Genomic DNA, 23163 nt, shown 5'->3' on the forward strand with positions numbered 1-23163 from the left:
GAATTCGCATGGACTTTCCTTGGGTAGAACGAAGAAGTGTGCCCCGCAGTCCCGGTCCGCGGAGGCACCGGGACGGCGAGGCAGCTTGGGACGTGCGGAGGGCTACGCTGCCGTGACCTTCAGCAGCAGCGCGTGCTCGGGGTTCAGGATGGGCATCGGCAGCCCCACCTCGGTGAGGAACCGGCCGTTCGCCACCGCGCCGTCGGCCAGCCAGGCCGGCGGCTGGACCTGCGTGTAGGTGTGGGCGTAGTCGGCGTCGTCCGCGGTGGGGAAGACCGCCTCCACCCGGTAGGAGCGCTCCGGCTCCAGCCCGGGGAAGCCGATCCGGCCTGGAGCCTCAGCCGCCGAAGTGCGCGTGCTGACCAGGGCGAACAGCGCCGCCGTCGTGCCCGCTTGAAGCTCAGTGCCACCCGCAGGGGATCCTCCGGCCACCACGCCGTGCAGCAGCAAAGACTCGTCGGCAACGTCGGCGTTGACCCGGCGGCCGCTGTGGATCAGGTTCCGGTGCTCCTTGTACAGGCCCACGAGGCGGCGCAGCTCCTCGCGTTCCTTGCCCTGGACGCTGCGGATGTCCCATTCCATGCCGAAGTGCCCGAACAGCGCGGTGACTGCGCGGAAGGACAGATCGTGGGTGCGGGCGGTGGTGTGCGAGGTGGTGGGGCCGATGTGGCTGCCCACCATTTCCGGGGGCACCACGGCGCCGGTCCAGCGCTGGATGGTCTGGCGTTCCAGGGCGTCGTTGCAGTCCGAGGCCCAGATCCGGTCCGTCCGCTCCAGGATGCCCAGGTCCACGCGGGCGCCGCCGGAAGAGCAGCTCTCGATTTCAACGTGGGGGTGGACCTTCTTCAGTTCGTCGAACAGGCGGTAGGCGGCCAGGGTCTGCGCGTGGACGGAGGCGCGGCCGGCGTGGCCGTGCTCCAGCAGGTCCCGGTTCTGGTCCCACTTCAGGTAGCTGATGTTGTTCTCCGCCAGGAGCGCGGAAATACGGTCGAAGATGTACTGCCAGGCCGCGGGGTTCACGAGGTCGATGACGTGCTGGTTGCGCCACTCGAGGGGCAGCCGGCCGCCGTCCTTGTGCGCCGCGGCCGAGGGTCCCACAATCCAGTCCGGGTGCGCGCGGGCAATGTCCGAATCCAGGTTGACCATCTCCGGCTCCACCCAAAGTCCGAACTCCATGCCCCGGGAGGTCACGGCGTCGATCAAGGGGGTGAGCCCGTTGGGCCACAGTGCTTCATCGACGTACCAATCGCCCAGTCCTGCATGGTCGTCACGGCGGCCGCGGAACCAGCCGTCGTCGAGCACGAACCGTTCCACGCCCAGGTCGGCGGCGGAGTCGGCCAGTTCGATCAGCGTGTCCAGGTTGTGGTCGAAGTACACAGCCTCCCAGGTGTTCAGCACCACCGGGCGGGGCTTTCCGGCCGGCAGTCCGGTGGAGGAGGCGGGCAGGACGTGGTGCGGGCGGGACCGGAACCAGCTGTAGAACGCCTCGGTGATGCCGTCCAGGCCGCGGTCCGAGTAGGCGGCAAAGAGGGCGGGCGTGGCGTAGCTGGCGCCCGGCTCCAGGACGACCTCGGCAGGGCCCAGCAGTTCCGAGCCGCCGATCATGGTCCGGCCGTCGCCGATGGTGTCAGCGAACTGCTCGTGGTTGCCGCTCCAGGCCAGGTGGGTGGCCCAGACCTTGCCGTGCCGGTTGCCGAAGTCCTTCGTTCCGGCGGCGAACAGAAGGGAGGAATCATGCCCGGTGCGGCCGTGCCGTCCGGAGCGGACCCAGGTGCCCTGTTGGATGGGGCGCCGCTGCGGGTGGCGTTCCCGGCACCACCGCCCCGTCAGGTCAAGGAGTTCGGCGGCGTCCGGCGCCACCGGGAGGACGGTGGCCAGTTCATCCACCTGGAATGGAGAGGTGCCGTCGTTGGTGACGGTGTGTTGCAGTTCCAGCAGGCCGCCGTCGTGCAGGGCCAGGGAAGTGGAGACGCTGAGCCCGGCGTCGGCGTCGGCCTGCACGATGGTGGCGGCGGCACCATCAGTGTTGGCGGCCGTGACGCGGAGGCGGGACGAGAAGTCGAAGCCGGCGCCGTCACCGGTGATCCTGTGCCCGCGCAGGGCGGGGCGGCCCCGCCAGGAGGAGGAAGCCTGGGGGAGGAGGCCGGCAGGCACGCGCGCATCCACGGAGGAATGCCCGACAGGTCCGCCCAGGATCGCCAGATCCGGCAGGCTGGTACCGAGGTCGGCGCCCCAGTGGATGACCTCAGCCTCTCCGCTGTCGAAGCTGATCAGCAGGCTGGTGCCGGCGGAACGGAGGTACAGGGGATCCATAGGGAGGTCTCTTTCAGTGTTGAGGGTTGCGTCTTCGGTTGCGCGAAAAGGGAAATCACGGGAAGGGGTGGCAGGTGCCGCCGCCGCGAGGAGGGGGACGGCGGCACCTGGCCGGGTGGCTGCGACCACATACGCAGACACGTGCGGGGCTACTTGAAGAGGGCGTTTACCTGTTCGTTGGCCTGGGTCAGGGAGCTGACAGGCGCCTTGCCGGACACCACAGCGTCCATGGCGGGCTCCATGATGCCCTTCACCTTGGCCGTGTTGTCGGTGATGGGGTACAGGAACGTGGTCTTATTCTTGACGTGCTCGGTGAAGGCGGTGACGTCCACGCCCTTGGCCTTGAACGCCTCAGCGGCCTTGTCAGAGGAAGCCTTCAGCGCCGGGAACACCACTGCCTTGGATGCCACGACATCCTGGCAGGCGGAGGAAGCCAGGTACTCCACCCACTTAATGGAAGCGTCCTTCTTCTTGGTTCCGGCCCAGATCGAGTCAGCCAGGCCATTGAACATGGAGGCGCGCTTGCCTTCAGGGCCCACGGGCGTCGGCGCGATGCCCACCTCGATGCCCTTGTAGCCGGTGTACTGGCCGATCATCCACGATCCGTGGGCGTTGATCGCGGACTTCCCGGCAGCGAAGGTGTCGGCCATGCTGGCGCCAACGGTGGTCTCCAGCTTGGGCATGTAGCCCTTGTCCGCGAGCCCGGCGAACCACTTCATGGAGTCCTGGAAGCGCGGGTCGTCATAGTTGTAGTGGGTGCCCCACGGGTTCTTGTCCGTGTGGGACCAGCCGGTGGTGTTGGTCAGGTAGCTCCACTCGGTCTGGCCGGAGGAATCGCCCCCGCCGTTCAGGCCCAGGCCGTACACGGCAACGTTGTTCTTATCGAACCCGGCCTCATCGCCGCGCTTGCCGTTCTTGTCCACGGTCAGGTGGGCGATGACCTTCTCGTAGCTGCCACCGTCCTCGGGGTTCCAGGTCAGGTCCTTCATGTGGTCCTCGGAGATGCCGGCGGCGGTGAGCATGGCCTTGTTGTAGAACAGGCCGATGGTGTCCCAGTCCTTCGGAAGGCCGTAGCGCTTGCCATCCTGGCCCACCCACAGGTCGGCGAGGCCTTCGTTGTAGGCGGACAGGTCCACCTTGTCCTTGCTGACGGCGTCGTCAATGGGAAGCAGCTGCTTGTTCTTGGCCAGTTCGCCGTAGCGTCCGAGGTGGTCGGTGAAGACGTCGGGAGCGGTTCCGCCGACGAATCCATTGGTGAGGGTGCTCCAGTAGTCGTCCCAGCCGCGCTGGGTGATCTTGACGGTGACGTCCGGGTTGGCTTTGTGAAAGTCGTCGGCGCACTGCTGGTAGGCGGGAAGCTGGTTGGCGTCCCACAGCCAGTAGCTGATCTCGCCCTTCGCCGATTCAGCCGAACCGCCGTTGCCGCAGGCGGAGAGGGCCAGGAGTGCTGCGGCGGCAGCAGCGATTGCGGTTGCTTTTTTCTTCATGACAGGTCCTTTCAGGGGTTTCCGGGCAGGCCACCATGGCCCGCGCGGAGCTAGCGGGAGGTGAAGCGGGAATTACTTGATGCCGGAGAAGCCGATGGAGTTGACGATCTTCTTGCCGAATACGGCGAAGAGGGCCAGGACGGGCAGCGCGGAGACGAGCGTCGCGGCCATCAGACCGGACCAGTCCGGCGCGCCCTGCGGCGACTGGGATTTGAAGACGCCCAGTCCCACCTGGAGCACGCGGACATCGTCTTGCGACCCGACCAGCAGTGGCCAGAAGTACTCGTTCCACTGTCCGATGAAGGTGAGCAGGGCAAGGGTGGCGATGGGGGCGGCGGCGTTGGGCAGGACAATCTGGAAGAAGATGCGCAGGTGCCTGGCGCCGTCGAGCATGGCCGCCTCCTCCACCTCGCGGGACATGTTCAGGAAGAACTGCCGGAGGAAGAAGATGGCGAACGGAGTCATGAACACATAGGGGAGGACCATCCCGAGCATGGTGTTCAGCAGGTCCAGGTTCTTGATCAGCAGAAAGTTGGGCAGCGCCGTGAAGATCGGCGGGACCAGCATGGTGCCGAGGAAGAGACTGAAGACGGCGTTGCGCCCCTTCCAGCGGAGGCGGGCGAAAGCATAGGCAGCCATCGCACTGAAGAATACGGCCCCGGCCGTGGTGATCGAGGAGAAGACCACGGAGTTGCGCAGGTAGACCCAGAAGTCGATCGCAGCGCCGGAGCCGCCTTCCGCGACGGCTTCGGCCGGGGACTGCAGCCCGAAGACGCGTTGGAAGGCGCCGAAGGTGAATTCCGCAGGCAGGAGGCTGGTGGCGCTGCCGGCCAGGGCGTTGTTGGTGGACAACGCCGTCCGCAGCACCCAGAGGAAGGGAAGGACAGAGACGGCGATGGCCAGGACCAGCAGTGCCCAGGCTGCGGCGCGGCGGGGATTGAAGGGGCGGCGCCTGGACGGACGACGCCGGGTGGCCGGCTCGGTCATGGGGGCGCGGCTTGCGGTGGTGGTCATGGAGGACTCCTTAGTCCAGGTCCGACTCGTTGCCCTTGAGGAACTTCATCTGGATGAAGGCCACCAGGGCGAGGATGAGGAAGAGAATGACGGCGATGGCGGACCCGTAGCCGAAGTCCGACTCCGTGAAGGCGCGCTGGTAGATGTAGTACTGGATGACGCGGGTGGCGTTGACCGGACCGCCGCCAGTGGTCACGGCGACGGTGTCGAACACCTGGAAGGAACCGATGACGGTGACCACCAGGACCAGCACCAGGACCGGACGCAGCAGCGGGATGGTGATCTTGCGGAAGGTTTGCCAGGCCGATGCGCCGTCCAGTTTGGCCACCTCGTAGACGTGACCGGGGATGGATTGGAGGCCGGCGAAGATCAGCAGCGCCGTGTAGCCCATGTGCCGCCATGTGTTGATCAGCGCCTGCGTGGGGATGGCCCATTCCTCACTGCCGAAGAACGCGGCGCGGGGCAGGCCTGCCCACTCGATGAACTGGTTCACCACGCCGATCTGGTAGTCCAGCATCCAGAACCACAGTAGGGCGGCGATGACGTTGGACATCAGGTAGGGCAGGAGAAGTGCGCCACGGATGATCGTGGACTTGGCCACTTGGTGCATCAGCAGGGCTAGTCCGAGGGCGAGTGCTGTCTGCAGGGCGATGTTCAGGACCACGTACTGGCCAGTGACGGCCAGTGAGTTCCAGAACAACGGATCCTTGGCGATCGCCTGGTAGTTCTCCAGGCCGATCCATTCCGGATCTCCGAGGATGTTGTACTCCGTGAAGCTGAGGTAGATGCCGCGGACCGTGGGGACCAGATAGAAGAGGATGAACCCGATCATGGCCGGTGCGATGAAGAACAGGGCGATCTTTGCATCGCTGTGTCCTGTCCGTTTCAGTCCTGTCCGTTTCAGCAGCGTCCGCGTCAGGCCGTGCTCCCGCAAGCGGGGGTTCCTGGTAAGGGTGGTCATCGTCGACCCTTTCGGCGAGTGTGATAGAGGTAACAAGCTGCGGTCAAATCTACACGAGTAGATCGGAAAGTGGCAAGGGGTGTTTTTTCTTTATTTCAGGGGATATTTGTCCATCTTTTGGAGATTGACTCGAGTAGACGCGGATGCGACACTCAGATATCCCCTTGATGAAAGGCATGACAATGACGTTCTCCATCGGCATCGTGGGCGCGGGCCAGTTCGGCTCCCAGTTCGCGCACCTCTTCAACCTGCACCCGGGCGTAAGCGCGGTCTACGTCGTGGACGAACGGCCGGAGCGGGCTGCCGAGGCCGTCGGCCGGTATCACCTCGCGGGCCGCGAGGCGGACTTTGACTCCCTGCTTGCCTCCGACGTCGACGCCGTTGCCATCTTTACCCAGCGCTGGACGCATGGACCGCTGGTGGAACGGGCGTTGCGGGCGGGCAAGCACGTCTACTCGGCGGTGCCCATGGCCGTGTCCGAAGAGGAAATCGAGCGCATCATCGACGCCGTCCGGGAGACCGGGAACGTCTACATGATGGGGGAGACCAGTTACTACAACCCCGCCACCGTCTATGCCCGCGAACAGCACGCGGCCGGCAGGTTCGGGCGGATCTTCTATTCGGAGGGCGACTACGTCCACGACATGGACCTGGGCTTCTACGAGGCTTACCAGTACAGCGGCGGCGATAACTGGAAGGAGACGGCCAGCTACCCGCCCATGCTCTATCCCACCCATGCCATCGGGGGTGTGCTCGGTGCCATTCCAGCGCACGCGGTCAGCGTCAGCTGCGTCGGAGTCAGGGACCAGCGGAATGACGGGGTGTTCGACACGGAGATCAGCATGTTCGGCAACGATTTCTCCAACGCCACAGCCCTCTTCGAACTGAACGACGGCGGGGTCATGCGCACGAATGAAATGCGCCGCGTGGGCTATCCCTCCCACATCCGCGAATCCCGCTTCCGGTTCTTCGGCACCGAAGCAAGCTTTGAACAGCTTGCCAAGGTCACGGTCTGGCAGGACAAACAGAACGTCCATGACATCTCCGAGCAAATGGAAACCCGGCCCAGCATGTCCCTGGACGATCCCTCCCTGGCCAATGTGGCGCCGGAACTCCGCGACGCTTTCGTGTCGGGACTCGCCCCCGTGCACGACGCTGAGCGGCTGCCCGAAGAGTTCCGCGGTGCTCCAAACGGGCACGAGGGGAGCCACCACTTCCTGGTGGATGACTTCGTCACCGCCGTCAACAACCGCACGCTTCCACCGGTCAACGCGTGGGTGGCCGCACGCTTTACGCTCCCCGGGATCGTGGCCCACGAGTCGGCCCGGCAGAATGGCGCACGGCTTCCGATCCGGGACTTCGGCGACGCCCCGGCCGACTCGAAGTTAGCATGGACATCATGACTTCCCCGGCCGTGCAGGCTTCCCGTGGCGGCCCCGTGACGCGCAAAGACGTGGCGCGCTATGCCGGCGTCAGCACCGCCGTCGTCAGCTACGTTGTCAATGGCGGACCCAAGAAAGTGGCGCCGGCAACCGAAGCCAAAGTCCAGGACGCCATCCGTGTCCTTGGCTACCGACCCAACGCGGCGGCGCGTGCGCTCAAGCTGGGTTCGAGCGAGACGCTGGGGCTCATCATCCCGGACAATACGAACCCCTTCTTTTCCCTTCTGGCCCACGCTGTTGAGGACGCTGCCGCGGATCTGGGATACGCCCTGGTGCTCAGCAACTCGGACGGGAACCTGTCCAAGGAGCGGCGCAACATCCGCAACCTCGCCGCCCGCCAGGTGGACGGGGTGTTGCTGGCCAGTGTTCTTTTCGAACCTGACTTGGAGGCGCTCGAGACGGCGGAAATCCCGGCCGTTCTGCTGAACCAGGAGCGTGATGCGCCCGGGTTCAACAGCATCGGGGTGGATCTGGCAGCGGGGGCCAGGATAGCGGTTAACCACCTCATCGGGCATGGCCATACCAACATCGGGCTGGCAATGGGAACCAACGTTTCCGGCAGCCTGGACGGCCGTGAGGTGGGCTGGCGCCAGGCGCTCCAGGAGGCGGGCCTGCCGGAGGGGCCCATTGTGTACAGCGGATTCACCTGGCCCGGCGGTTACTCGGCCGGCCAGCGCCTGCTGGCCTCAGTCAACAGGCCCACTGCGATCTTCGCCACCTCAGACACCCAGGCGGTGGGCCTGCTACGGGCCATTCACGAGGCAGGCTTCGCTGTGCCGGGCGAGATCGCCGTCGCGTCCTTTGACGGTTCGATTGAGTCCGAATATTCGTGGCCGCCGCTGACCACCGTGGAGCAGCCGGTGGCCGCGATGGCTGAAGCAGCGGTCCAGGCATTGGTGGAAGCCAGGCGCGGCGGGAAGCCAAAGCACAGGATATTTCCCACCAAACTTCACGTCCGGCAATCCTGCGGCTGCCCCTGAACGGTTCCGGCAGGGACCACATACCCTCACGACAAAGGTCACCACCCCGCAGCGCGGGAGTGGTGACCTTTGTCTTCAGGAATGGTGCAGTTACTCCTTGACGGGGATGGACTGCGACTTCAGGGCGTCGATGGTCTTTTGCTGGCCATTCTTGAGAGCGTCCATGAGCGTACCGTTGCCGCCGGTCGCCTTGCCGAAACCGTCAGAAACGTCGGTGTACGTCTTGGTCATGGTCGGTCCCCAGGTGAAGTTCGGGTTCACGTTGGCCGAGGCTTCGGCAAAGACGTCGTAGATCTTCTGGCCGCCGAAGTAGTCCACGCCACCGGAGAAGGCGCCCAGGTCCTTGGCCGACTTCGCCGCCGGGTAGAGGCCGCCGAGCTTGTTGGCCAGCGCAAGAGCTTCGGGATCGGTGTTCAGCCACAGGGCGAATTTGGCGGCTTCATACGGGTGCTTTGAGCCCTTGAGGACTGCAGTGGAGGAACCTCCCCAGTTGCCGGCTGCCCTGCCGCCGGCTTCCCACTGCGGCATGGGGGCAACGGCCCACTTGCCGGCAGTATCCGGTGCGCCACTGGCCAGGGTGGAGGCGCCCCATACGGCAGAGACCCAGGTCCACTGCTGGCCCTTGTTGAAGGAGGCGTTCCATTCGTCGGAGAAGGACGGAAGGGTGGATACCTGGCCCTTGTCCAGCAGTTTCTGCCAGTAGTTGGCCACCTTCCCGGACTCCTCGCCGGTCAGGTTAACTTCCCACTTGTCGTTGGCGTTGGAGAACCACTGTCCCCCGGCCTGCCAGACGTTGCCGGCGAACCAGTTGACGTCGGTGCGGGGGAAGTTGGTGATGTACGAGCCCCGGGCCTTGATCTGCTCCGCCGCCGTGGCGTATTCATCCCAGGTTGTGGGGACCTTAATGCCCGCTTCCTTGAAGAGGTCGGCCCGGTAGAACATTGCCATGGGGCCGCTGTCCTGCGGGATGGCGTAGACGGACTTGTCCTCTCCGAAAGTGACCTGGCCCCAGGTCCAGTCCACGAATTTGTCCTTGGCATCTGCAACGCCTTCACAGGCTGCAATGTTTTCCAGGCCGTCCTGCACACGGAAGTTCGGCAGGGCGTCGTACTCGATCTGGCCGAGGTCCGGCGCGTTGCCTGCCTGCAGCTGGTTGAAGAAGTTCTGGTAGGTGCCCGAGTTGCCGTTGGGCCCGGTCTGGACCTTCACCTTGATGTCCGGGTGGTCCTTGTTCCAGAGGTCGACCACTTTGTCCATGCCGGGAACCCAGGTAGTGAAGCTCAGTTCGACCGGTCCGGAGGAGGGTTTGCAGGAGGTGGTGTCCTGCGTGGCAGAAGTGCTTTCGCCGCTTGAGCAGCCCGCAAGGGACAGCGCCGAGACTATGGCAAAGGCGGCAGTGGCTTTTCCGTAACGCACGCGCATTTCTATTCCTTATTGGTGGGGTGGTGTACGGGGCGGGGCGCCCCGCTGTGGGGGAAATCAGGTAGAGGGCCTATTTGACGCTTCCGGCGCCCAGTCCGCTGCTCCAGAAGCGCTGCAGCCCGAGGAACGTCGCGATGAGCGGAAGGATCGACACCAGGGCGCCGACGATCACCAGGACCCGGAGCTCCGGAATCTGGCTGATCTGGCTGTTCCACGCATACAGTCCGAGCGTCACCGGGAACAGGGCCTGGTCCCGCAGCATGATCAGGGGAAGGAAGAAGTTGTTCCAGATGGCGACGAACTGGAACAGGAAAATGGTCACCAGCGCGGGGGCCATAAGGCGGGTGGACACCGTGAAGAATGTCCTGGCCTCGGATGAACCATCGAGGCGCGCGGCCTCCAACAGTTCCGTGGGAACACTTGCTGCCGCGTAGATACGGGCAAGATACACGCCGAAGGGGCTGACCAGGCTGGGCAGGAAGACAGCCCAGAGGGTGTTGGTCAGTTTCACCTGGCTGAAGATCAGGAACAGCGGGAGGGCGAGTGCGGTTGCCGGAACAAGCACCCCGCTGAGTACGACATTGAAGATCGCCTCCCGGCCCCGGAATTCATACTTGGCCAGGGCGTAGCCGCACATGGCGGCGATGACTGTGCCCAGCAGGGCGCCGAGTCCGGCGTAGAGCGCACTGTTCGCCAGCCACCGTCCGAACACGCCGTCGCTGTAAGTAAACAGGTTGCCAAGGTTGGCGAAAAACGTGGGGATGGAATCTGCGGTGAACCACAGCGGCGCCGTTCCCGTGACGTCCCCGCCGGTTTTGGAAGAGGAGACGAGCAGCCACCAGATGGGGGTCAGGAAGTAGAGGGTGAAGACGCCCATGATGAGCATCGCCGCGCCGCGGGACATGATGCTGTGCCGGGGTCCTCGGGGGGTGGTTGCCGCGGGGGCAGGCTTCTTTGCGGTTGTTGCCGTTGCTGCGCTCACTGGGAGACCTTCCGCTGGGTCGCCTTGAGGAAGACGAAGGAAAGAATGAATGTCGCCAACGCCAGCACCACTGAGAATGCCGCGGCGAGGCTGTAGTTCGGAACCGATGCCGTGGTGTACACGGCAAGGTTTGGTGTGAAGGTGCTGCTGATCGCCGAGCTGAAGCTGCGGAGGGTCTGGGGCTCGGCAAGGAGCTGCAGCGTTCCGATGATGGAAAACACACCGGTGAGGATGATCGCCGGGACCACGAGCGGGATCTTGATGCGCCAGGAGATCTGGAGGTTGCTGGCGCCGTCCAGCCGTGCCGCTTCATAGATTTCCGTGGGAATGGCCAGCAGTGACGAGTAGATGATTAGCATGTTGTAGCCGACGTATACCCAGGTCACAATGTTTGCCACCGCCCACAGGACCAGGTCTGCCGACAGGAAGTTCACCTGCGAAGTAACCACATCGAAGGGGGAGAGCGACGGCGAATAGAGGAAGCCCCACATGATGGCCGCGATAACGCCCGGGACGGCGTAGGGGGCGAAGAACGCCAGCCGGAAGAACTTCTTGCCCTTCAGCAGGGGCGAGTCGAGCAGCAGGGCAAAGACGAGGGCAAGGCCCAGCATGATGGGCACCTGGACTACTCCGAAAAGCAGTACCCGCCCCACGGACTCCCAGAATTCACTGTTCTGGAACACCTGCTGGTACTGGACCAATCCGCCGAAGACCTGCTGCGGAGGTCCAAAAGTGCCTTTTCGCTCAACGGTGAGGAGCGACTGGACCACGGCAAAAAGGATCGGCACCGCGTAGAAGGCCAGGAAGGGAACGGCGAACGGCGCCACGAAGAGGAGGACGGCCCGGCGTTGGGTGGCAGAGGTCCTGGTCTTCCGGCTGGTGGGTGCCCCTGCGGTTATGGCGGGAGCAGTACTGGGTCTAGTCACTTTCATCATCCTTAAAGCCGGAGCTGTGGCCAGTGGTTGGGGGTGCTGAACGGGGGAGGCGGACCACGCGAACGGTGCCCGCGGGAATGACGACGGCGGTGGAAACTTCGTCCCCCACGATGAGTTCGTAGCCGCGTGCGGGGTATTTGTGCTCTTCTTCTGTGTGGTTGATCAGGAAGGTGTAGTCGTGGTCCGCGCCTGCACGGACTACGACTTCCAGGCCTGTGGCTGCGGCGTGGACCGCGATGCCCGCCTCTGCCGCAGCCTCGGCGACAACGTCGCGAAGGGCCTGGGAATCGAGCACGGTCCCGATGTACCAGGCGTCGCCGGATCCGTACTTGTTGCGGGTTACCGCTGGAGTGCCGGCGAGGTGCCCTTCTGTGAAGGATGCTTTCGCCTCTGCACCTTCCAGGCGCAGCGCTTCTGTCCACAACGAGGCCATGGCGCCCGTGTCCAGCGCCAGCTCCCGCCCCGGCGGCAGGGGGAGGAATTCCTCTGAGCGGATGCCGAGGAGGTCCCGGAACGCGCCGGGGTAGCCGCCGGTCAGGACAGTCTCGTTTTCATCAACGATCCCGCTGAAATAGGTCACGACTGCGTGGCCACCGTTCCTGACGAAATCTTCCAAAGCTGCGGATTCGTGTTCGCGGACGAGGTAAAGGCCGGGAACGACGGCCAGTTTGTAGCCGGAAAGGTCAGCGCCGGGGGCAACGACGTCGACGGTAATGCCGTTTTGCCAGAGCGCCTTGTAGAGGGCATGCACCTGGTCCAGGTACCGCACGTCGGAAGACGGGTGGGATTCCTGGTCATAGGCCCACCAGGCTTCCCAGCTGAATACCAGTGCCGTGTCGGCCTTCACTGTGCTTCCGGCCACCTCGGCCAGCGTTTCGAGGATGCGGCCGAGCTCTTTCACTTCCCGCCAGGTCCGCGAGTCAGTGCCGGCATGGGGAAGCATTGCTGAGTGGAACTTCTCGCTGCCCTGCACGGAAGCCCGCCATTGGAAGAAGCAAAGCCCGTCCGCCCCGCGTGCCAGGTGGGCAAGGGAGTTGCGGAGCATTTCTCCCGGAGCCTTGGCAATGTTTCGTGGCTGCCAGTTCACGGCTGACGTGGAATGCTCCATGAGCAGCCAGGGCTTGCCCCCGGCAAGTCCGCGGGTGGTATCGGCAGCAAAGGCAAGCTCGATGGTGGGGTCTTCAAGCCGGTGGTCGAGGTAATGGTCGTTGGCAATGACATCCATGTGGGGTGCCCAGGACCAGTAGTCCTGGTTGCGGATGTGCGCGGCGACCATGAAATTTGTGGTGACCGGAACGCTGCTGTGGTTCCTGAGCAGGTCCGCCTCCGCCTGGTAATAGCCGAGCAGTTCGTCCGAGCTGAAGCGGTGAAAGTCGAGTAGCTGGGTGGGATTGTTTGTGGACACGGTGAGTCTCGGTGGCAGGATCTGTTCCCACGCCGAGTAGCGCTGCGACCAGAAGGCAGTGCCCCAGGCGCTGTTGAGCGCATCCAACGTGCGGTACCGCGCCATCAGCCAGCTGCGGAAGGCTGCGGCGGAGACGTCGCAGTAGCAGAGCGCGTTATGGCACCCCAGTTCATTTGAAACATGCCACAGCCGTACGGCCGGGTGGGAACCATAGCGCCGCACTACCTCGTCCACGAGGCGGAGGGCATGCTCGCGGTAACGCGGCGAACTGGGGCACCAGGCTTGCCGACCGCCGGGCCACGCCCGGATTCCGGCTGCTGACTCCGGAAGAATCTCCGGGTGCATCGTTGTCAGCCATGCAGGGGTGGACGAAGTTCCGGTGCCGAGGTTTACCCCGATGCCATTGGTGTGAAGGAGGTCCAGCACCTGGTCAAGGCGATTGAAGGAGTAGGTCCCGGGAGAGGCCTCAAGTTCGGCCCACCCGAAGATGTTGACAGCCACCAGATTGACTCCAGCCTCCTTCATGAGGCGGACGTCCTCCTGCCAGACGCTGCTGTCCCACTGCTCCGGGTTGTAATCGCAGCCGTACACAAGATGTTCGTTTCCGGACAGCTTTACTACCGGCGTTCTGATGGGGCTCAACCCTGCTCCTCCGACGTGCAGCAGACGTGCAAGGCGGGGTGACCCAGGCTCTTGGACGCTGTTGTCTCAACGATTTCTGTGAACGTTCCCAGAGGTGGCCCGAAAGGGTGATCTATGTCATCTGGGAACGTTCACAGATTACGCTGGTCTTTTCGCCCGTGTCAACGCCTGGTGGAAGACTGCAGGGCGGCGTGCTCGGCTACAGTACAAATATGTCGCTGACACGCACCCGTGCCCGCCGCGCAACGATCAACGATGTTGCCGACGCCGCCGGGCTTTCCAGGGGAACCGTTTCACGGGTGGTGAACGGGGAGAAATATGTATCCGATGAGGCCCGGCAGGCGGTCGAGGAAGCCATTGCCCGGGTGGGCTATGTCCGCAACAGCGCAGCGCGGAACCTGGTAAAGCAGGAGTCCAGGGCGATCGGGCTGATCATCCACGAGCCCCACTCCCTGCTGTTTGAGGACCCCAACATCGGCTCAATCCTGTTGGGCGCCAATGAAGTGCTCTCCAAAGCCGACTACCAGCTGGTTTCGCTGATCATCGACTCTGACCGGGACAGCCGCAGGGTGGCTGATTACCTGCGTGGAGGCCTGGTTGACGGCGCCGTCATCATCTCCGCCCGCGCTTCCGATCCCATTGCCGCCGCTATTGCTGAGATTGGCCTGCCGGCCGCCTTCGTTGGCCATCCGGATGGAACGCCGGAGCTGCCATATGCCGCCATTGATAATGAGGACGCGGCGCGCGCCATCACCAGCAGGCTTCTGGGGACCGGGCGGAAGCGCGTGGGCATGATCGCCAGCGCCCTGGACCGCGACTCCGGCAAGGACCGTCTCGCCGGATTCCGGGCGGCCATGGGCAAGCAGTTCGATCCTGGGCTGGTTGTCGAATACCCCTTGTACACCTATGCGGCAGGTTTCGATGGGATGCTGGAACTGCTTCGGCGGGCCCCGGATATCGACGGCGTGTTTGCTGCTTCCGACGCAGTGGCTGCAGGTGCGATGACAGCGCTGCAGGAGGCCGGCCGCAGGGTGCCGGAAGACGTGGGAGTGGTGGGTTTCGATGACAGCAGCTGGGCCCTGCGATGCCGGCCGCAGCTGTCCACGGTACGCCAGCCTGCGGACCTCCTGGGAAGCGCTGCTGCCGAGCTTGTCCTGGCTCAGCTCAATGGGCTTCCGGGCACGCCCCGCGTCCTGGAGACGCAGATCCAGTGGCGTGGTTCCGCCTGAGTGCTTGATTCCGGAGTGGGCTGGCGGCCCACTCCAGGTAAAGCCCTGAAGGAGCCTTAGGCCGGGACGATACGCAGCTTGGCGCGCTCGCCAAGGACGCGTTGGGCCTCGGCGCTGAGCCCGGCATCGCTGATGACCTCGTCCACCTCATCGAGGGCGGCAATGGAGCTGATGCCCAGCATGCCCCACTTGGTGTGGTCGGCGAGCACCACGGTTTTCCGCGCGGCCGCCACGAAGGCGCGGTCGGTTTCCGCTTCCAGCAGGTTGGGCGTGGTGAAACCTGCGTTGGCGTCCATTCCATGGACGCCCAGGAACAGGACATCCAGATGAAGCTGCCTGAGTGCTCCTGTGGCGATGGGGCCCACCAGGGCGTCCGACGGCGTGCGCTCGCCGCCCACAAGGATCACCGTCGAAGCGTGGCGGGTCGAGCCGGAGGGGGCTGCATGGTGGAAGAGGTCCGCAATCCTGACCGAGTTGGTGACCACCGTAATCCGGGGACCTCCGACCAGTTCCTTGGCCAGCGCCCACGTGGTGGTGCCTGCGCCCAACCCCACCGCCATGCCCTCGTGGACCAGGGCCGCCGCTTCCACCGCGATGGCGCGCTTCTCCGCGGTCAACTGCGTGGACTTCAGCTCGAACCCGGGTTCATGCGTGCTGGCGTCACCGGGCAGCTTGGCGCCCCCGTGGATGCGCTCGAGCCTGCCTCCCTCTTCCAGCACTTCGATGTCCCGCCGCACGGTCATCAGGGAGACACCGAGTTGCTGGGCAAGGTCCGAAACCCGTACGACCCGCTCCCGGTCAAGGGCATCCAAAATTGCCTGGTGTCGTGCGACGGCGAGCATCTGGAAGTTCCTTCGGGGCAGGGGACAAGTCTGTTCCCAGCATACGGCGACGGCGCCGCCCAGGCTGGGCAGCGCCGTCGTCATCTGCTGTCAGTTAGCCGCGGAGTGATGCGGCGATCTGCTGCATGATCGTGGGGTCCGAGAGGGTGGTGGCGTCTCCCGGATCGCGGCCTTCGGCGACATCCTTGAGGAGCCGGCGCATGATCTTGCCGGACCGGGTCTTGGGCAGTTCGGGCACCACCAGGATGTTCTTGGGCTTGGCGATGGGCCCGATTTCCTTGCCCACGTGGTTGCGCAGTTCCTGCACCGTGGCATCACCGTTGTTCGCGGCGTCGCCCCGCAGGATGACGAACGCGACGACGGCCTGGCCGGTGGTTTCGTCCGTGGCACCCACGACGGCGGCCTCCGCGACGGCGGGGTGGCTGACCAGGGCGGATTCGATCTCGGTGGTGGAGAGCCGGTGGCCGGAGACGTTCATGACGTCGTCAACCCGGCCCAGGAGCCAGATGTCGCCGTCCTCGTCCTTCTTGGCGCCGTCCCCGGCAAAGTACATGTTCTCGAACCGGGACCAGTAGGTGTCCTTGAAGCGTTCCGGGTCGCCCCAGATGCCGCGGAGCATGGAAGGCCACGGTTCACGGATCACCAGGAAGCCGCCGTGCCCGTTGGGGACCGTCTCGCCCATTTCGTCAACGACGTCCACCGCGATGCCGGGCAGCGGCACCTGCGCGGAGCCGGGCTTGGTGGCGGTCACGCCGGGCAGGGGGGCGATCATCTGGGCGCCCGTTTCGGTCTGCCACCAGGTGTCCACGATGGGGGCCTTGTCGCCGCCGATGACCTTGCGGTACCACATCCAGGCCTCGGGGTTGATCGGTTCACCCACCGAGCCCAGGACCCGCAGCGACGAGAGGTCGTACTTCGCCGGGATCTCCGAACCCCACTTCATGAAGGTGCGGATGGCGGTGGGGGCGGTGTACAGGATGGAGACCTTGTACTTTTCCACGATCTCCCACCAGCGGCCCTGGTGCGGGGAGTCCGGGGTGCCCTCGTACATGACCTGGGTGGCGCCGTTGATGAGCGGCGCATAGGCGACGTAGGAGTGTCCGGTGACCCAGCCGACGTCGGCCGTGCACCAGTACACGTCTGTCTCCGGGTGCAGGTCGAAGACTGCCTTGTGGGTGTAGGCGGTCTGGGTGAGGTACCCGCCGGTGGTGTGCAGGATTCCCTTGGGCTTTCCTGTGGTGCCGGAGGTGTAGAGGATGTAGAGCGGGTGTTCCGAGTCATGCCCGACGGCGGTGTGCTCGGCGGACGCGGCGCCGACGGCATCGTCCCACCAGTGGTCCCGGCCTTCGGTCCAGTCCACGTCCTGGCCGTTACGCTTCACTACCACCACGTTCTGCACGGTGTGGCCATCATGGGCCAGTGCATCGTCAACGGCCGGCTTCAGCGGGCTGGGCTTGCCGCGCCGGTAGGTGCCGTCGGCAGTGACCACGAGCTTGGCCTCGGCGTCGTCGATGCGTGAGCGGAGCGCCTCGGAGGAGAACCCGCCGAACACGACGGAGTGGACGGCGCCGATCCGGGCGCAGGCCAGCATGGTAATGACGGCCTCGGGAATCATGGGGAGGTACACGGCCACCCGGTCGCCCTTGGCAACGCCGAGGGACTCGAACGCATTGGCAGCCTTCTTGACCTCCTCAGTCAGCTGCGCGTACGTGTAGCTGCGGGTATCGCCCGGCTCGCCCTCGAAGTAGATGGCAACCCGGTCGCCCTTGCCTGCCTCGACGTGCCGGTCCAGCGCGTTGTACGCGGCGTTGACCTCACCCCCGACGAACCATTTGGCGAATGGCGGGTTGGACCAGTCCAGTGCCTCTGTAAAATCCTTGCTCCAGGTCAGCAGCTCCCTGGCCTGCTTCGCCCAGAACGCCGGCCGGTCGGCGTTCGCCTCATCGTATTCGGCAGCGGTGACAACGGCGTCTGCCGCGAATTCCGGGCTGGGCGGGAAGGCGCGGGTCTCATGCAGGAGGTTTTCGAGGGCATCGCCCTGGTGGGAGCCTTGCTGGCCTTCCTGCTGCGCGGAAGCGGCCGGAACGGTGGCGGTGGAGCTGGGAGTGTCCTGGGACATGTGAACCTCATCATTCATCGATCTTTGCCGCGCGGGACGCCGTCCGGCGCAGGGCCCTCCGCCTGCACGGCGACGGGCTCCAGCCGGGACGGGCATACCGCAAAGAGCTGTTCCGCAACCAAGCCTAGTGCTTGCCGCCCACCCATTGTGCCCTCCGTCACAGATGCGCCAGTGAGCGGCATTTTTTAAGCGGTGAATGGTGATTTCCGCTGCCGCGGGCCGCGCCCGCGGACCTGCCCCAGCTAGTGATCAGCCTGGCTGTTGACTAGGCTGAGATGGAATTGTGACTTCACTTCGGACCGCTCCGCCCGGCGGCAATGCTGGCTGGGAGGGCCGGGACGCATGTCAAGACGGCACAGTTTTCGGGCCCGCACCGGGCCCGGTGCCGCCACGCTAAGGAGAGCAGAATGAACCAGCAAAGCTTCGGCCAGCGAACCGGCCCCGACGCGGAGCCGGGTGCCCGCGCTGCAGGTGCTGCCGGCGGGGCAAGCCGGCCGGCCGCGTCCGCAGGCAAGGCGGCGCCATCCCGCTTTTCCAAGGACGGGAACCAGACGGTGCTGGGTCCGTTCACGGTGCGGGACCTGACCGTGTTCGCTGCGACGCTCATCCTCTTCATCGCTTCCCTGCTGCCCATCTTCGGCGCACGCTACAACTTGTGGAACCTGAGCAACCTGTTCTTCCTCGGCCTGGGCATCGTCCTGCCCCTTATTGTGAGCGCCCTGTTCGCTGCGCGCAGGCTGGCGCCCGCCACCAAGATCCGGGTCGGGTCCCTGTCCATCGACCAATTCGCATCGGTGGTGGCGTCCTTTGCTGTCGCCTTCTTCTTCCTGACGGTCGCCGTCGCCTACGTTCATGTCCTGCTCGTGGCGCTGGTGGGTTCGGTCATTCTTTTTGCAGCCACCGTGCTGGGGCGGTTCCTTCCCTATTTGTCCGGCGACTTCCAGGGCCGGGCTGAAACGCCGGCGCACCTGGTGGCCCGGGACGCTGCCGTTCCGGTCCCGGCACCCCGGGCACCGAAGCAGCCCAAGCCGGAGTCCACGTCCCACCAGCCGAAGAATGGCGGAAAGGGCGTTGGTATGTTTGGCGGAGCAGGCGCCGGCTCCTCGGCAGTTCAGCCTGGTGCTTCCACCCAGGAGCCTGCCCGTTCCACCCCTGAGCCTGTCCGTTCCACCCAGCCGCCGGCTACTGCCGCCGTTCCCACCACCGGCGCGGGCGCCGGCAGCGCGGCTGCCGCTCCGGTCTCAACCGCACCGGAAGTAATGGACCGTACCCCCGACGGTGACGCGGGCCCGCCGACCCAGGCTGCCGACGTCGTACGCCCTGCCCAGGCGCCTGTTGCCGGCACTGCTGATGCCGCGACCTCCCCTTCCGCGGCACCGGAGGCCGCTGAAGCCACCCCCGCTGCTGCTGCCGCTCCCCGCGCTACCTGGGAACCGCCGGCTGCCACCGCCGTGCAGCAGCAAATCCGCTCCGAAGAGCCCATCGGAGCCACGGTCGACCCCGCCAGCCGTCACGGCGAAGCGGACGAACTCCCCATCCACGAGGCCTTCTGGTTCGCCGTTGCGCAGCACCGCACCGCGTTCGACCCCCGCACCGGGGCGCCCGCGTTCGTCATTGAGCCCGGCGGCTGGGTGCTCGCCCTTGAGGACCGGGGCCACGAATTCCTGGTCCAGCACACCGACGGGCGGCTGGGTGTCCTGCGGGACCTCAGCAACATCGAGCGCGGCTAAGACCCATGGCCGGGCTGCGGACAGCCAAATCCGGCGGGAAGGCGCCCGCCGGGCAGGGCATCCACCACGGCCAGACCATCGGCATGCCGGTGGTCTCCTCCGAGTCGCTGCTGGCACTGAAACGGCGGGCCCGGCGCATCAACAGGGCCCTTGCCGAGAAATACCCCTACGCGCACGCGGAGCTCGACTTCACCAACCCGTTTGAACTGCTGGTGGCCACGGTCCTGTCCGCGCAGACCACGGACGTCACCGTCAACCAGGTCACCCCGCTGCTCTTCGCGCGCTACCCGGATGCCCGGGCCATGGCGGAGGCGGAGCCGGCTGCCGTGGAAGAAATCATCAAACCCACGGGTTTCTTCCGGGCAAAGACCCGCAGCCTCATCGCCCTGGCAACCCGGCTGGTGGATGACTACGACGGGGTGGTGCCAGGACGGCTGGAAGACCTTGTGACCCTGCCAGGCGTGGGCCGGAAGACCGCCAACGTGGTCCTGGGGAACGCATTCGGCATCCCGGGCATCACCGTGGACACACACTTCGGCCGGCTGGCCCGCAGGTTCGGCTGGACCCAGTCGGAGGACCCGGTGCAGATCGAACACGACGTCGCGGAACTGTTCGAACCCAAGGACTGGACCATGCTTTCGCACCGGGTGGTCTTCCACGGCCGGCGCGTCTGCCACTCCCGCAAGCCCGCCTGCGGCGCCTGCCCGGTGGCAAACTGGTGCCCCAGCTATGGACTGGGCGAGACTGACGCGGCAAAGGCCGCAAAGCTCCTGAAGTACGAACTCGCGCCCGGCAGCGAGGCCCTGCTGGAACAGCTCCTGGCGGAAACCCACCGTGCGGCCGAGATCAGGATGGCGTCCCAAAAGAGGGCGCCGTGAGTGCACGCGAAGATCTCGCCAACCTGGCCCGGCGGGCTGAGGCGGGAACCTCCGGGCCCCCGGACCCCCGATGGGCTGCCCTGACGGTTGATGCTGCACGGGCCCGCAGGGCCGCCGTCCTGATGCTTTTCGGGGTGCTCGACGACGTCCCGGCAGAATCCGGCAAGCCCCTGGCGCCCGCGGACCTGGACGTCCTGCTCCTTGAGCGTGCCCACACGCTGGGTTCGCATCCGGGGCAGGTCGCTTTTCCCGGTGGCCGCATCGACCGCGGAGAGACACCCGTGGTGGCCGCGCTTCGCGAAGCGGAGGAGGAGACTGGCCTGGACTCAAGCGGGGTTGAAGTCCTGGGCACCCTCCAGGACCTGGGCCTCGCCCACACCAACTTCCTGGTGACGCCCGTCCTGGGCTGGTGGCAGTCACCATCGCCCGTCCGCGTGGTGGACTACGGCGAATCCGCCCAGGTCTTCCGCATCCCCGTCCGGGACCTGCTGGACCCGGACAACCGGGTCATGGCCACGGTGCACCGTGCAGGGCGCAGCTTCGACAGCCCTGCCTTCACCGTCAACGGGGTGCTGGTGTGGGGGTTTACCGGCATCGTGCTGAGCGGCCTCTTCGACCAACTCGGCTGGGCCGTACCCTGGGACCAGGACCGGCTGCACCCGATCGGCGCCTAGGGGCTTTGCAGGTTCAGGCCTGTTGCTGGCGCAGGTCCACCACGATCCCCGTGGCCGCGTTTTCCCGCATGGCCTTGATTCCGTCCCGGAGCAGGCTGAGGGACCTGAAGGTGGGTGACACGGCGACGGTGTTGCCGTCCCCGTCGGTCAGCCGCAGCCGGTACGCCTCATCGCTTACACGGTGTATTTCGAATCTGCCCGCCATGGACGAATCTGCCTCCTGGTATGCGTCATTGCATCAGCTTGTGACCGGTCTGCTTCAGTCGCGACTTGAACTGTAACCTGCGTCACCCTGCCCGTCGAACTACTCCCGGGTAGGTTACTTTCCGGTGCCGGGACGGCCTCCGCGTTCCTATTTCGCCTTGTCATAGGAGTCCACCACCGCCACGCTGACCGGGAATTCCACCGGGATCCTGCCGAACAACAACTCCTTCGCCGCGCTGGCAGCCTCCTCGATGGCGCAGATGACGGCGTCGACAGCCCCGACCGGCGCGTGGACCATAACCTCGTCGTGGAGGAAGAAGACCAGCTCCGCCCGGACGGCGCCACCCGTCCCGGCGGTGCCGTTCGGGCGCAACGCACGCAGCCGGCGTCGTAATTCTGCGAGCCAGCACGCCGCCCAGTCCGCCGCCGAGCCCTGCACCACAAAGTTCCGGGTGAAGCGCCCCCGCGACCGGGCAATCGACTCCGCGCGCCGCTGCTCGTCCGCCGTGGCCGAGCGCTGGCTCTGGAACCACAGCTCCGACGGCGGAGGCGTGCTCCGGCCCAACCTGGTGGTCACCGTCGTGCCGGACTCGCCCGCCCGCGCCGCCCGCTCCACGAAGTCCACGGCACGGGGATAAGTCCGGGCCAGCTGGGGCATGAGGCGGCCCGCTTCGCCGGACGTGGCCCCGTACATCGCACCGAGGAGGGCCGTCTTGGCCTTGGCGCGGTCGCCGCCAAACCCCTTGGCGGCGATGCCGGCGTAAAGGTCCTGGTCGCGGGCGGCCTCCGCCATCGAGGAATCCCGGGCGAGTGCCACCAGGACCCGCGGTTCCAGCTGGGAGGCGTCGGCGACGATCAGTTTATGGCCGGGATCAGCGTGCACCGCGCCGCGGACCAGGCGGGGGATCTGCAGCGCGCCTCCGCCGCGGGAGGCCCAGCGCCCGGAAACCACGCCGCCCACCACATATTCGGGCCGGAACCTGCCGCCGTGCACCCAGGCGTCCAACCAGGCCCAGCCATTGGCCGTATGCAGCCGCGACAGCTTCTTGTACTCCAGCAGGGGCTCGATGACGGGGTGGCTGGACTCCCGCAGTTCCCATTTCCGGGTGCTCTTCACCTCGATGCCATTGCGGTGCAGGGCACGCATCAGTTCCTGCGGGGAATCAGGGTTCAGCGCGGGGGAGTTGAGCAGGGCACGGAGCTCACGTGCCAGTGCTTCCAAACGGGCGGGCCGTTGACCGGGATGTGGCCGGGGGCCAAGGCAATCCGCGAGCATCTGCTCGTGCAGGTCCTCGCGCCACGGAACGCCGGCGTGTTGCATCTCGGCGGCCACCATGGCGGCAGCGGACTCGGCGGCGAGCAGGAGCTGCAGCCGTCCCCTGCGGTTCTCCTCCACGTCGACGGCGGCAAGCGCGCCCTGCTGGGCTGCGTATTCGGCCCGCACCTCTGCCAGGCCCCAGCGCGTTTCCGGGCCAGCCCCACCAACATCATCAAACAGCGCGTCCTGGTCCGCCGGCGGGGGCGGCGGCTGCAGGGTCCTCGGCGGAAGCAGCGGATCCTCGGCCGGGACCCGGTCCGTGTTCCGCGCATACTCGGTGTGGGCGGTGAACTGCGAGAACGCCAGGATGCTGCCGCAAAGGCTGACGTCATAGCAGCGTTCCACCTCGACGCCGGCCGCCAGCAGTGCCGGATACCAGTCCTGCGTACGGTGCCAGATCCAGCGTGGCGGCTGTCCGTTGGGCCGCGCGGCTTCCAGTTTACGGACGACGGCGGGCAGGTCGCCGTGGGGGACCACGCGCGGTTCCGAGGCGGCAGGCTGGGCGTGTCCGGCCTGGTTGAGTTCCTGGAGTGCGGCGCCGCCTGGATGGGCGGCGAGCAGCAGGTACATGGTCCAATTGTGCCCT

General features: G+C 65.7%; 18 protein-coding genes. 6 read left to right on the forward strand and 12 right to left on the reverse strand.

Features of this window, described 5'->3' with window-relative positions; translation table 11 throughout:
* Window positions 1–102: 102 nt before the first annotated feature.
* The 4 genes from AC3IMC_RS13715 to AC3IMC_RS13730 form a co-directional block, all read right to left on the reverse strand.
* Window positions 103–2313, reverse strand: a complete 2211-nt coding sequence (locus AC3IMC_RS13715) for an alpha-galactosidase (RefSeq protein ID WP_490919092.1) — start codon at window positions 2311–2313, stop codon at window positions 103–105.
* A 149-nt stretch (window positions 2314–2462) separates the two neighbouring features.
* Window positions 2463–3800 carry an ABC transporter substrate-binding protein gene (locus AC3IMC_RS13720; RefSeq protein ID WP_490919093.1) on the reverse strand — a complete coding sequence of 446 codons (1338 nt, stop codon included), beginning with the start codon at window positions 3798–3800 and terminating at the stop codon, window positions 2463–2465.
* A gap of 72 nt (window positions 3801–3872) precedes the next feature.
* Complete coding sequence (locus AC3IMC_RS13725) at window positions 3873–4814, reverse strand: carbohydrate ABC transporter permease (protein WP_490919094.1); 942 nt, start codon at window positions 4812–4814, stop codon at window positions 3873–3875.
* 10 nt (window positions 4815–4824) lie between these two features.
* Window positions 4825–5775 (reverse strand): carbohydrate ABC transporter permease, encoded by a 951-nt coding sequence (locus AC3IMC_RS13730; protein WP_490919095.1) that lies wholly within the window; start codon window positions 5773–5775, stop codon window positions 4825–4827.
* A gap of 182 nt (window positions 5776–5957) precedes the next feature.
* On the opposite strand from AC3IMC_RS13730, the gene AC3IMC_RS13735 reads away from it, so the two are divergent.
* Window positions 5958–7178 carry a Gfo/Idh/MocA family protein gene (locus AC3IMC_RS13735; RefSeq protein WP_490919096.1) on the forward strand — a complete coding sequence of 407 codons (1221 nt, stop codon included), beginning with the start codon at window positions 5958–5960 and terminating at the stop codon, window positions 7176–7178.
* On the forward strand, window positions 7175–8197 hold the full coding sequence (locus AC3IMC_RS13740) for a LacI family DNA-binding transcriptional regulator (protein WP_490919097.1): 1023 nt from the start codon (window positions 7175–7177) through the stop codon (window positions 8195–8197). Before AC3IMC_RS13735 ends, AC3IMC_RS13740 begins: the two co-directional genes overlap by 4 nt.
* 90 nt (window positions 8198–8287) lie before the next feature.
* Here the strand turns inward: AC3IMC_RS13740 and AC3IMC_RS13745 are convergent, their stop codons facing one another.
* The 4 genes from AC3IMC_RS13745 to AC3IMC_RS13760 all read right to left on the reverse strand — a co-directional run bounded on the left by AC3IMC_RS13745 (window position 8288) and on the right by AC3IMC_RS13760 (window position 13583).
* The gene (locus AC3IMC_RS13745) at window positions 8288–9619 is read right to left on the reverse strand and encodes an ABC transporter substrate-binding protein (RefSeq protein ID WP_490919098.1); all 1332 of its coding nucleotides are present in this window, start codon (window positions 9617–9619) and stop codon (window positions 8288–8290) included.
* A 70-nt stretch (window positions 9620–9689) separates the two neighbouring features.
* Window positions 9690–10523 carry a carbohydrate ABC transporter permease gene (locus tag AC3IMC_RS13750; protein WP_490919235.1) on the reverse strand — a complete coding sequence of 278 codons (834 nt, stop codon included), beginning with the start codon at window positions 10521–10523 and terminating at the stop codon, window positions 9690–9692.
* Window positions 10524–10597: 74 nt separating this feature from the next.
* Window positions 10598–11533 carry a carbohydrate ABC transporter permease gene (locus AC3IMC_RS13755; RefSeq protein ID WP_490919099.1) on the reverse strand — a complete coding sequence of 312 codons (936 nt, stop codon included), beginning with the start codon at window positions 11531–11533 and terminating at the stop codon, window positions 10598–10600.
* Window positions 11520–13583, reverse strand: a complete 2064-nt coding sequence (locus tag AC3IMC_RS13760; RefSeq protein ID WP_490919100.1) for a beta-galactosidase — start codon at window positions 13581–13583, stop codon at window positions 11520–11522. The genes AC3IMC_RS13755 and AC3IMC_RS13760 overlap by 14 nt, the downstream gene beginning before the upstream one ends.
* Window positions 13584–13795: 212 nt before the next feature.
* Here AC3IMC_RS13760 and AC3IMC_RS13765 point away from each other — a divergent pair, with 212 nt between their 5' ends.
* Window positions 13796–14812 (forward strand): LacI family DNA-binding transcriptional regulator, encoded by a 1017-nt coding sequence (locus AC3IMC_RS13765; RefSeq protein WP_490919101.1) that lies wholly within the window; start codon window positions 13796–13798, stop codon window positions 14810–14812.
* A gap of 56 nt (window positions 14813–14868) precedes the next feature.
* On the opposite strand, the gene AC3IMC_RS13770 is transcribed toward AC3IMC_RS13765, so the two are convergent.
* Together AC3IMC_RS13770 and acs are read right to left on the reverse strand one after the other, a co-directional pair.
* The gene (locus AC3IMC_RS13770; protein ID WP_490919102.1) at window positions 14869–15654 is read right to left on the reverse strand and encodes a DeoR/GlpR family DNA-binding transcription regulator; all 786 of its coding nucleotides are present in this window, start codon (window positions 15652–15654) and stop codon (window positions 14869–14871) included.
* Window positions 15655–15748: 94 nt separating this feature from the next.
* On the reverse strand, window positions 15749–17773 hold the full coding sequence (acs, locus tag AC3IMC_RS13775; RefSeq protein WP_490919236.1) for an acetate--CoA ligase: 2025 nt from the start codon (window positions 17771–17773) through the stop codon (window positions 15749–15751).
* 407 nt (window positions 17774–18180) lie between these two features.
* Here acs and AC3IMC_RS13780 point away from each other — a divergent pair, with 407 nt between their 5' ends.
* From AC3IMC_RS13780 to AC3IMC_RS13790, 3 genes are all read left to right on the forward strand, one after another.
* Window positions 18181–19503: a hypothetical protein gene (locus AC3IMC_RS13780; RefSeq protein ID WP_490919103.1), complete on the forward strand. Its 1323-nt coding sequence runs from the start codon at window positions 18181–18183 to the stop codon at window positions 19501–19503.
* 83 nt (window positions 19504–19586) lie between these two features.
* Window positions 19587–20381 (forward strand): endonuclease III, encoded by a 795-nt coding sequence (nth, locus tag AC3IMC_RS13785; RefSeq protein WP_490919237.1) that lies wholly within the window; start codon window positions 19587–19589, stop codon window positions 20379–20381.
* Window positions 20378–21055 carry an NUDIX hydrolase gene (locus AC3IMC_RS13790; RefSeq protein WP_490919104.1) on the forward strand — a complete coding sequence of 226 codons (678 nt, stop codon included), beginning with the start codon at window positions 20378–20380 and terminating at the stop codon, window positions 21053–21055. The genes nth and AC3IMC_RS13790 overlap by 4 nt, the downstream gene beginning before the upstream one ends.
* 13 nt (window positions 21056–21068) lie before the next feature.
* Here the strand turns inward: AC3IMC_RS13790 and AC3IMC_RS13795 are convergent, their stop codons facing one another.
* Entirely contained in the window at window positions 21069–21260 is a 192-nt protein-coding gene (locus tag AC3IMC_RS13795; protein ID WP_490919105.1) for a YegP family protein, read from the reverse strand.
* Window positions 21261–21407: 147 nt separating this feature from the next.
* Window positions 21408–23147: a bifunctional 3'-5' exonuclease/DNA polymerase gene (locus AC3IMC_RS13800; RefSeq protein ID WP_490919106.1), complete on the reverse strand. Its 1740-nt coding sequence runs from the start codon at window positions 23145–23147 to the stop codon at window positions 21408–21410.
* Window positions 23148–23163: the final 16 nt, after the last annotated feature.

This window comes from Arthrobacter sp. E70 (assembly GCF_058266945.1).

Excerpts from the sequence above, each read along its gene's own strand:
- AC3IMC_RS13795 (WP_490919105.1), bottom strand. The coding sequence starts at position 21,260 with ATGGCGGGCAGATTCGAAATACACCGTGTAAGCGATGAGGCGTACCGG.
- AC3IMC_RS13725 (WP_490919094.1), bottom strand. The coding sequence starts at position 4,814 with ATGACCACCACCGCAAGCCGCGCCCCCATGACCGAGCCGGCCACCCGG.
- AC3IMC_RS13750 (WP_490919235.1), bottom strand. The coding sequence starts at position 10,523 with ATGTCCCGCGGCGCGGCGATGCTCATCATGGGCGTCTTCACCCTCTAC.
- AC3IMC_RS13765 (WP_490919101.1), top strand. The coding sequence starts at position 13,796 with ATGTCGCTGACACGCACCCGTGCCCGCCGCGCAACGATCAACGATGTT.
- AC3IMC_RS13780 (WP_490919103.1), top strand. The coding sequence starts at position 18,181 with ATGAACCAGCAAAGCTTCGGCCAGCGAACCGGCCCCGACGCGGAGCCG.
- AC3IMC_RS13740 (WP_490919097.1), top strand. The coding sequence starts at position 7,175 with ATGACTTCCCCGGCCGTGCAGGCTTCCCGTGGCGGCCCCGTGACGCGC.
- AC3IMC_RS13720 (WP_490919093.1), bottom strand. The coding sequence starts at position 3,800 with ATGAAGAAAAAAGCAACCGCAATCGCTGCTGCCGCCGCAGCACTCCTG.
- nth (WP_490919237.1), top strand. The coding sequence starts at position 19,587 with ATGCCGGTGGTCTCCTCCGAGTCGCTGCTGGCACTGAAACGGCGGGCC.
- AC3IMC_RS13755 (WP_490919099.1), bottom strand. The coding sequence starts at position 11,533 with ATGAAAGTGACTAGACCCAGTACTGCTCCCGCCATAACCGCAGGGGCA.
- AC3IMC_RS13735 (WP_490919096.1), top strand. The coding sequence starts at position 5,958 with ATGACGTTCTCCATCGGCATCGTGGGCGCGGGCCAGTTCGGCTCCCAG.
- AC3IMC_RS13745 (WP_490919098.1), bottom strand. The coding sequence starts at position 9,619 with ATGCGCGTGCGTTACGGAAAAGCCACTGCCGCCTTTGCCATAGTCTCG.
- AC3IMC_RS13800 (WP_490919106.1), bottom strand. The coding sequence starts at position 23,147 with ATGTACCTGCTGCTCGCCGCCCATCCAGGCGGCGCCGCACTCCAGGAA.
- AC3IMC_RS13770 (WP_490919102.1), bottom strand. The coding sequence starts at position 15,654 with ATGCTCGCCGTCGCACGACACCAGGCAATTTTGGATGCCCTTGACCGG.
- AC3IMC_RS13715 (WP_490919092.1), bottom strand. The coding sequence starts at position 2,313 with ATGGATCCCCTGTACCTCCGTTCCGCCGGCACCAGCCTGCTGATCAGC.
- acs (WP_490919236.1), bottom strand. The coding sequence starts at position 17,773 with ATGTCCCAGGACACTCCCAGCTCCACCGCCACCGTTCCGGCCGCTTCC.
- AC3IMC_RS13730 (WP_490919095.1), bottom strand. The coding sequence starts at position 5,775 with ATGACCACCCTTACCAGGAACCCCCGCTTGCGGGAGCACGGCCTGACG.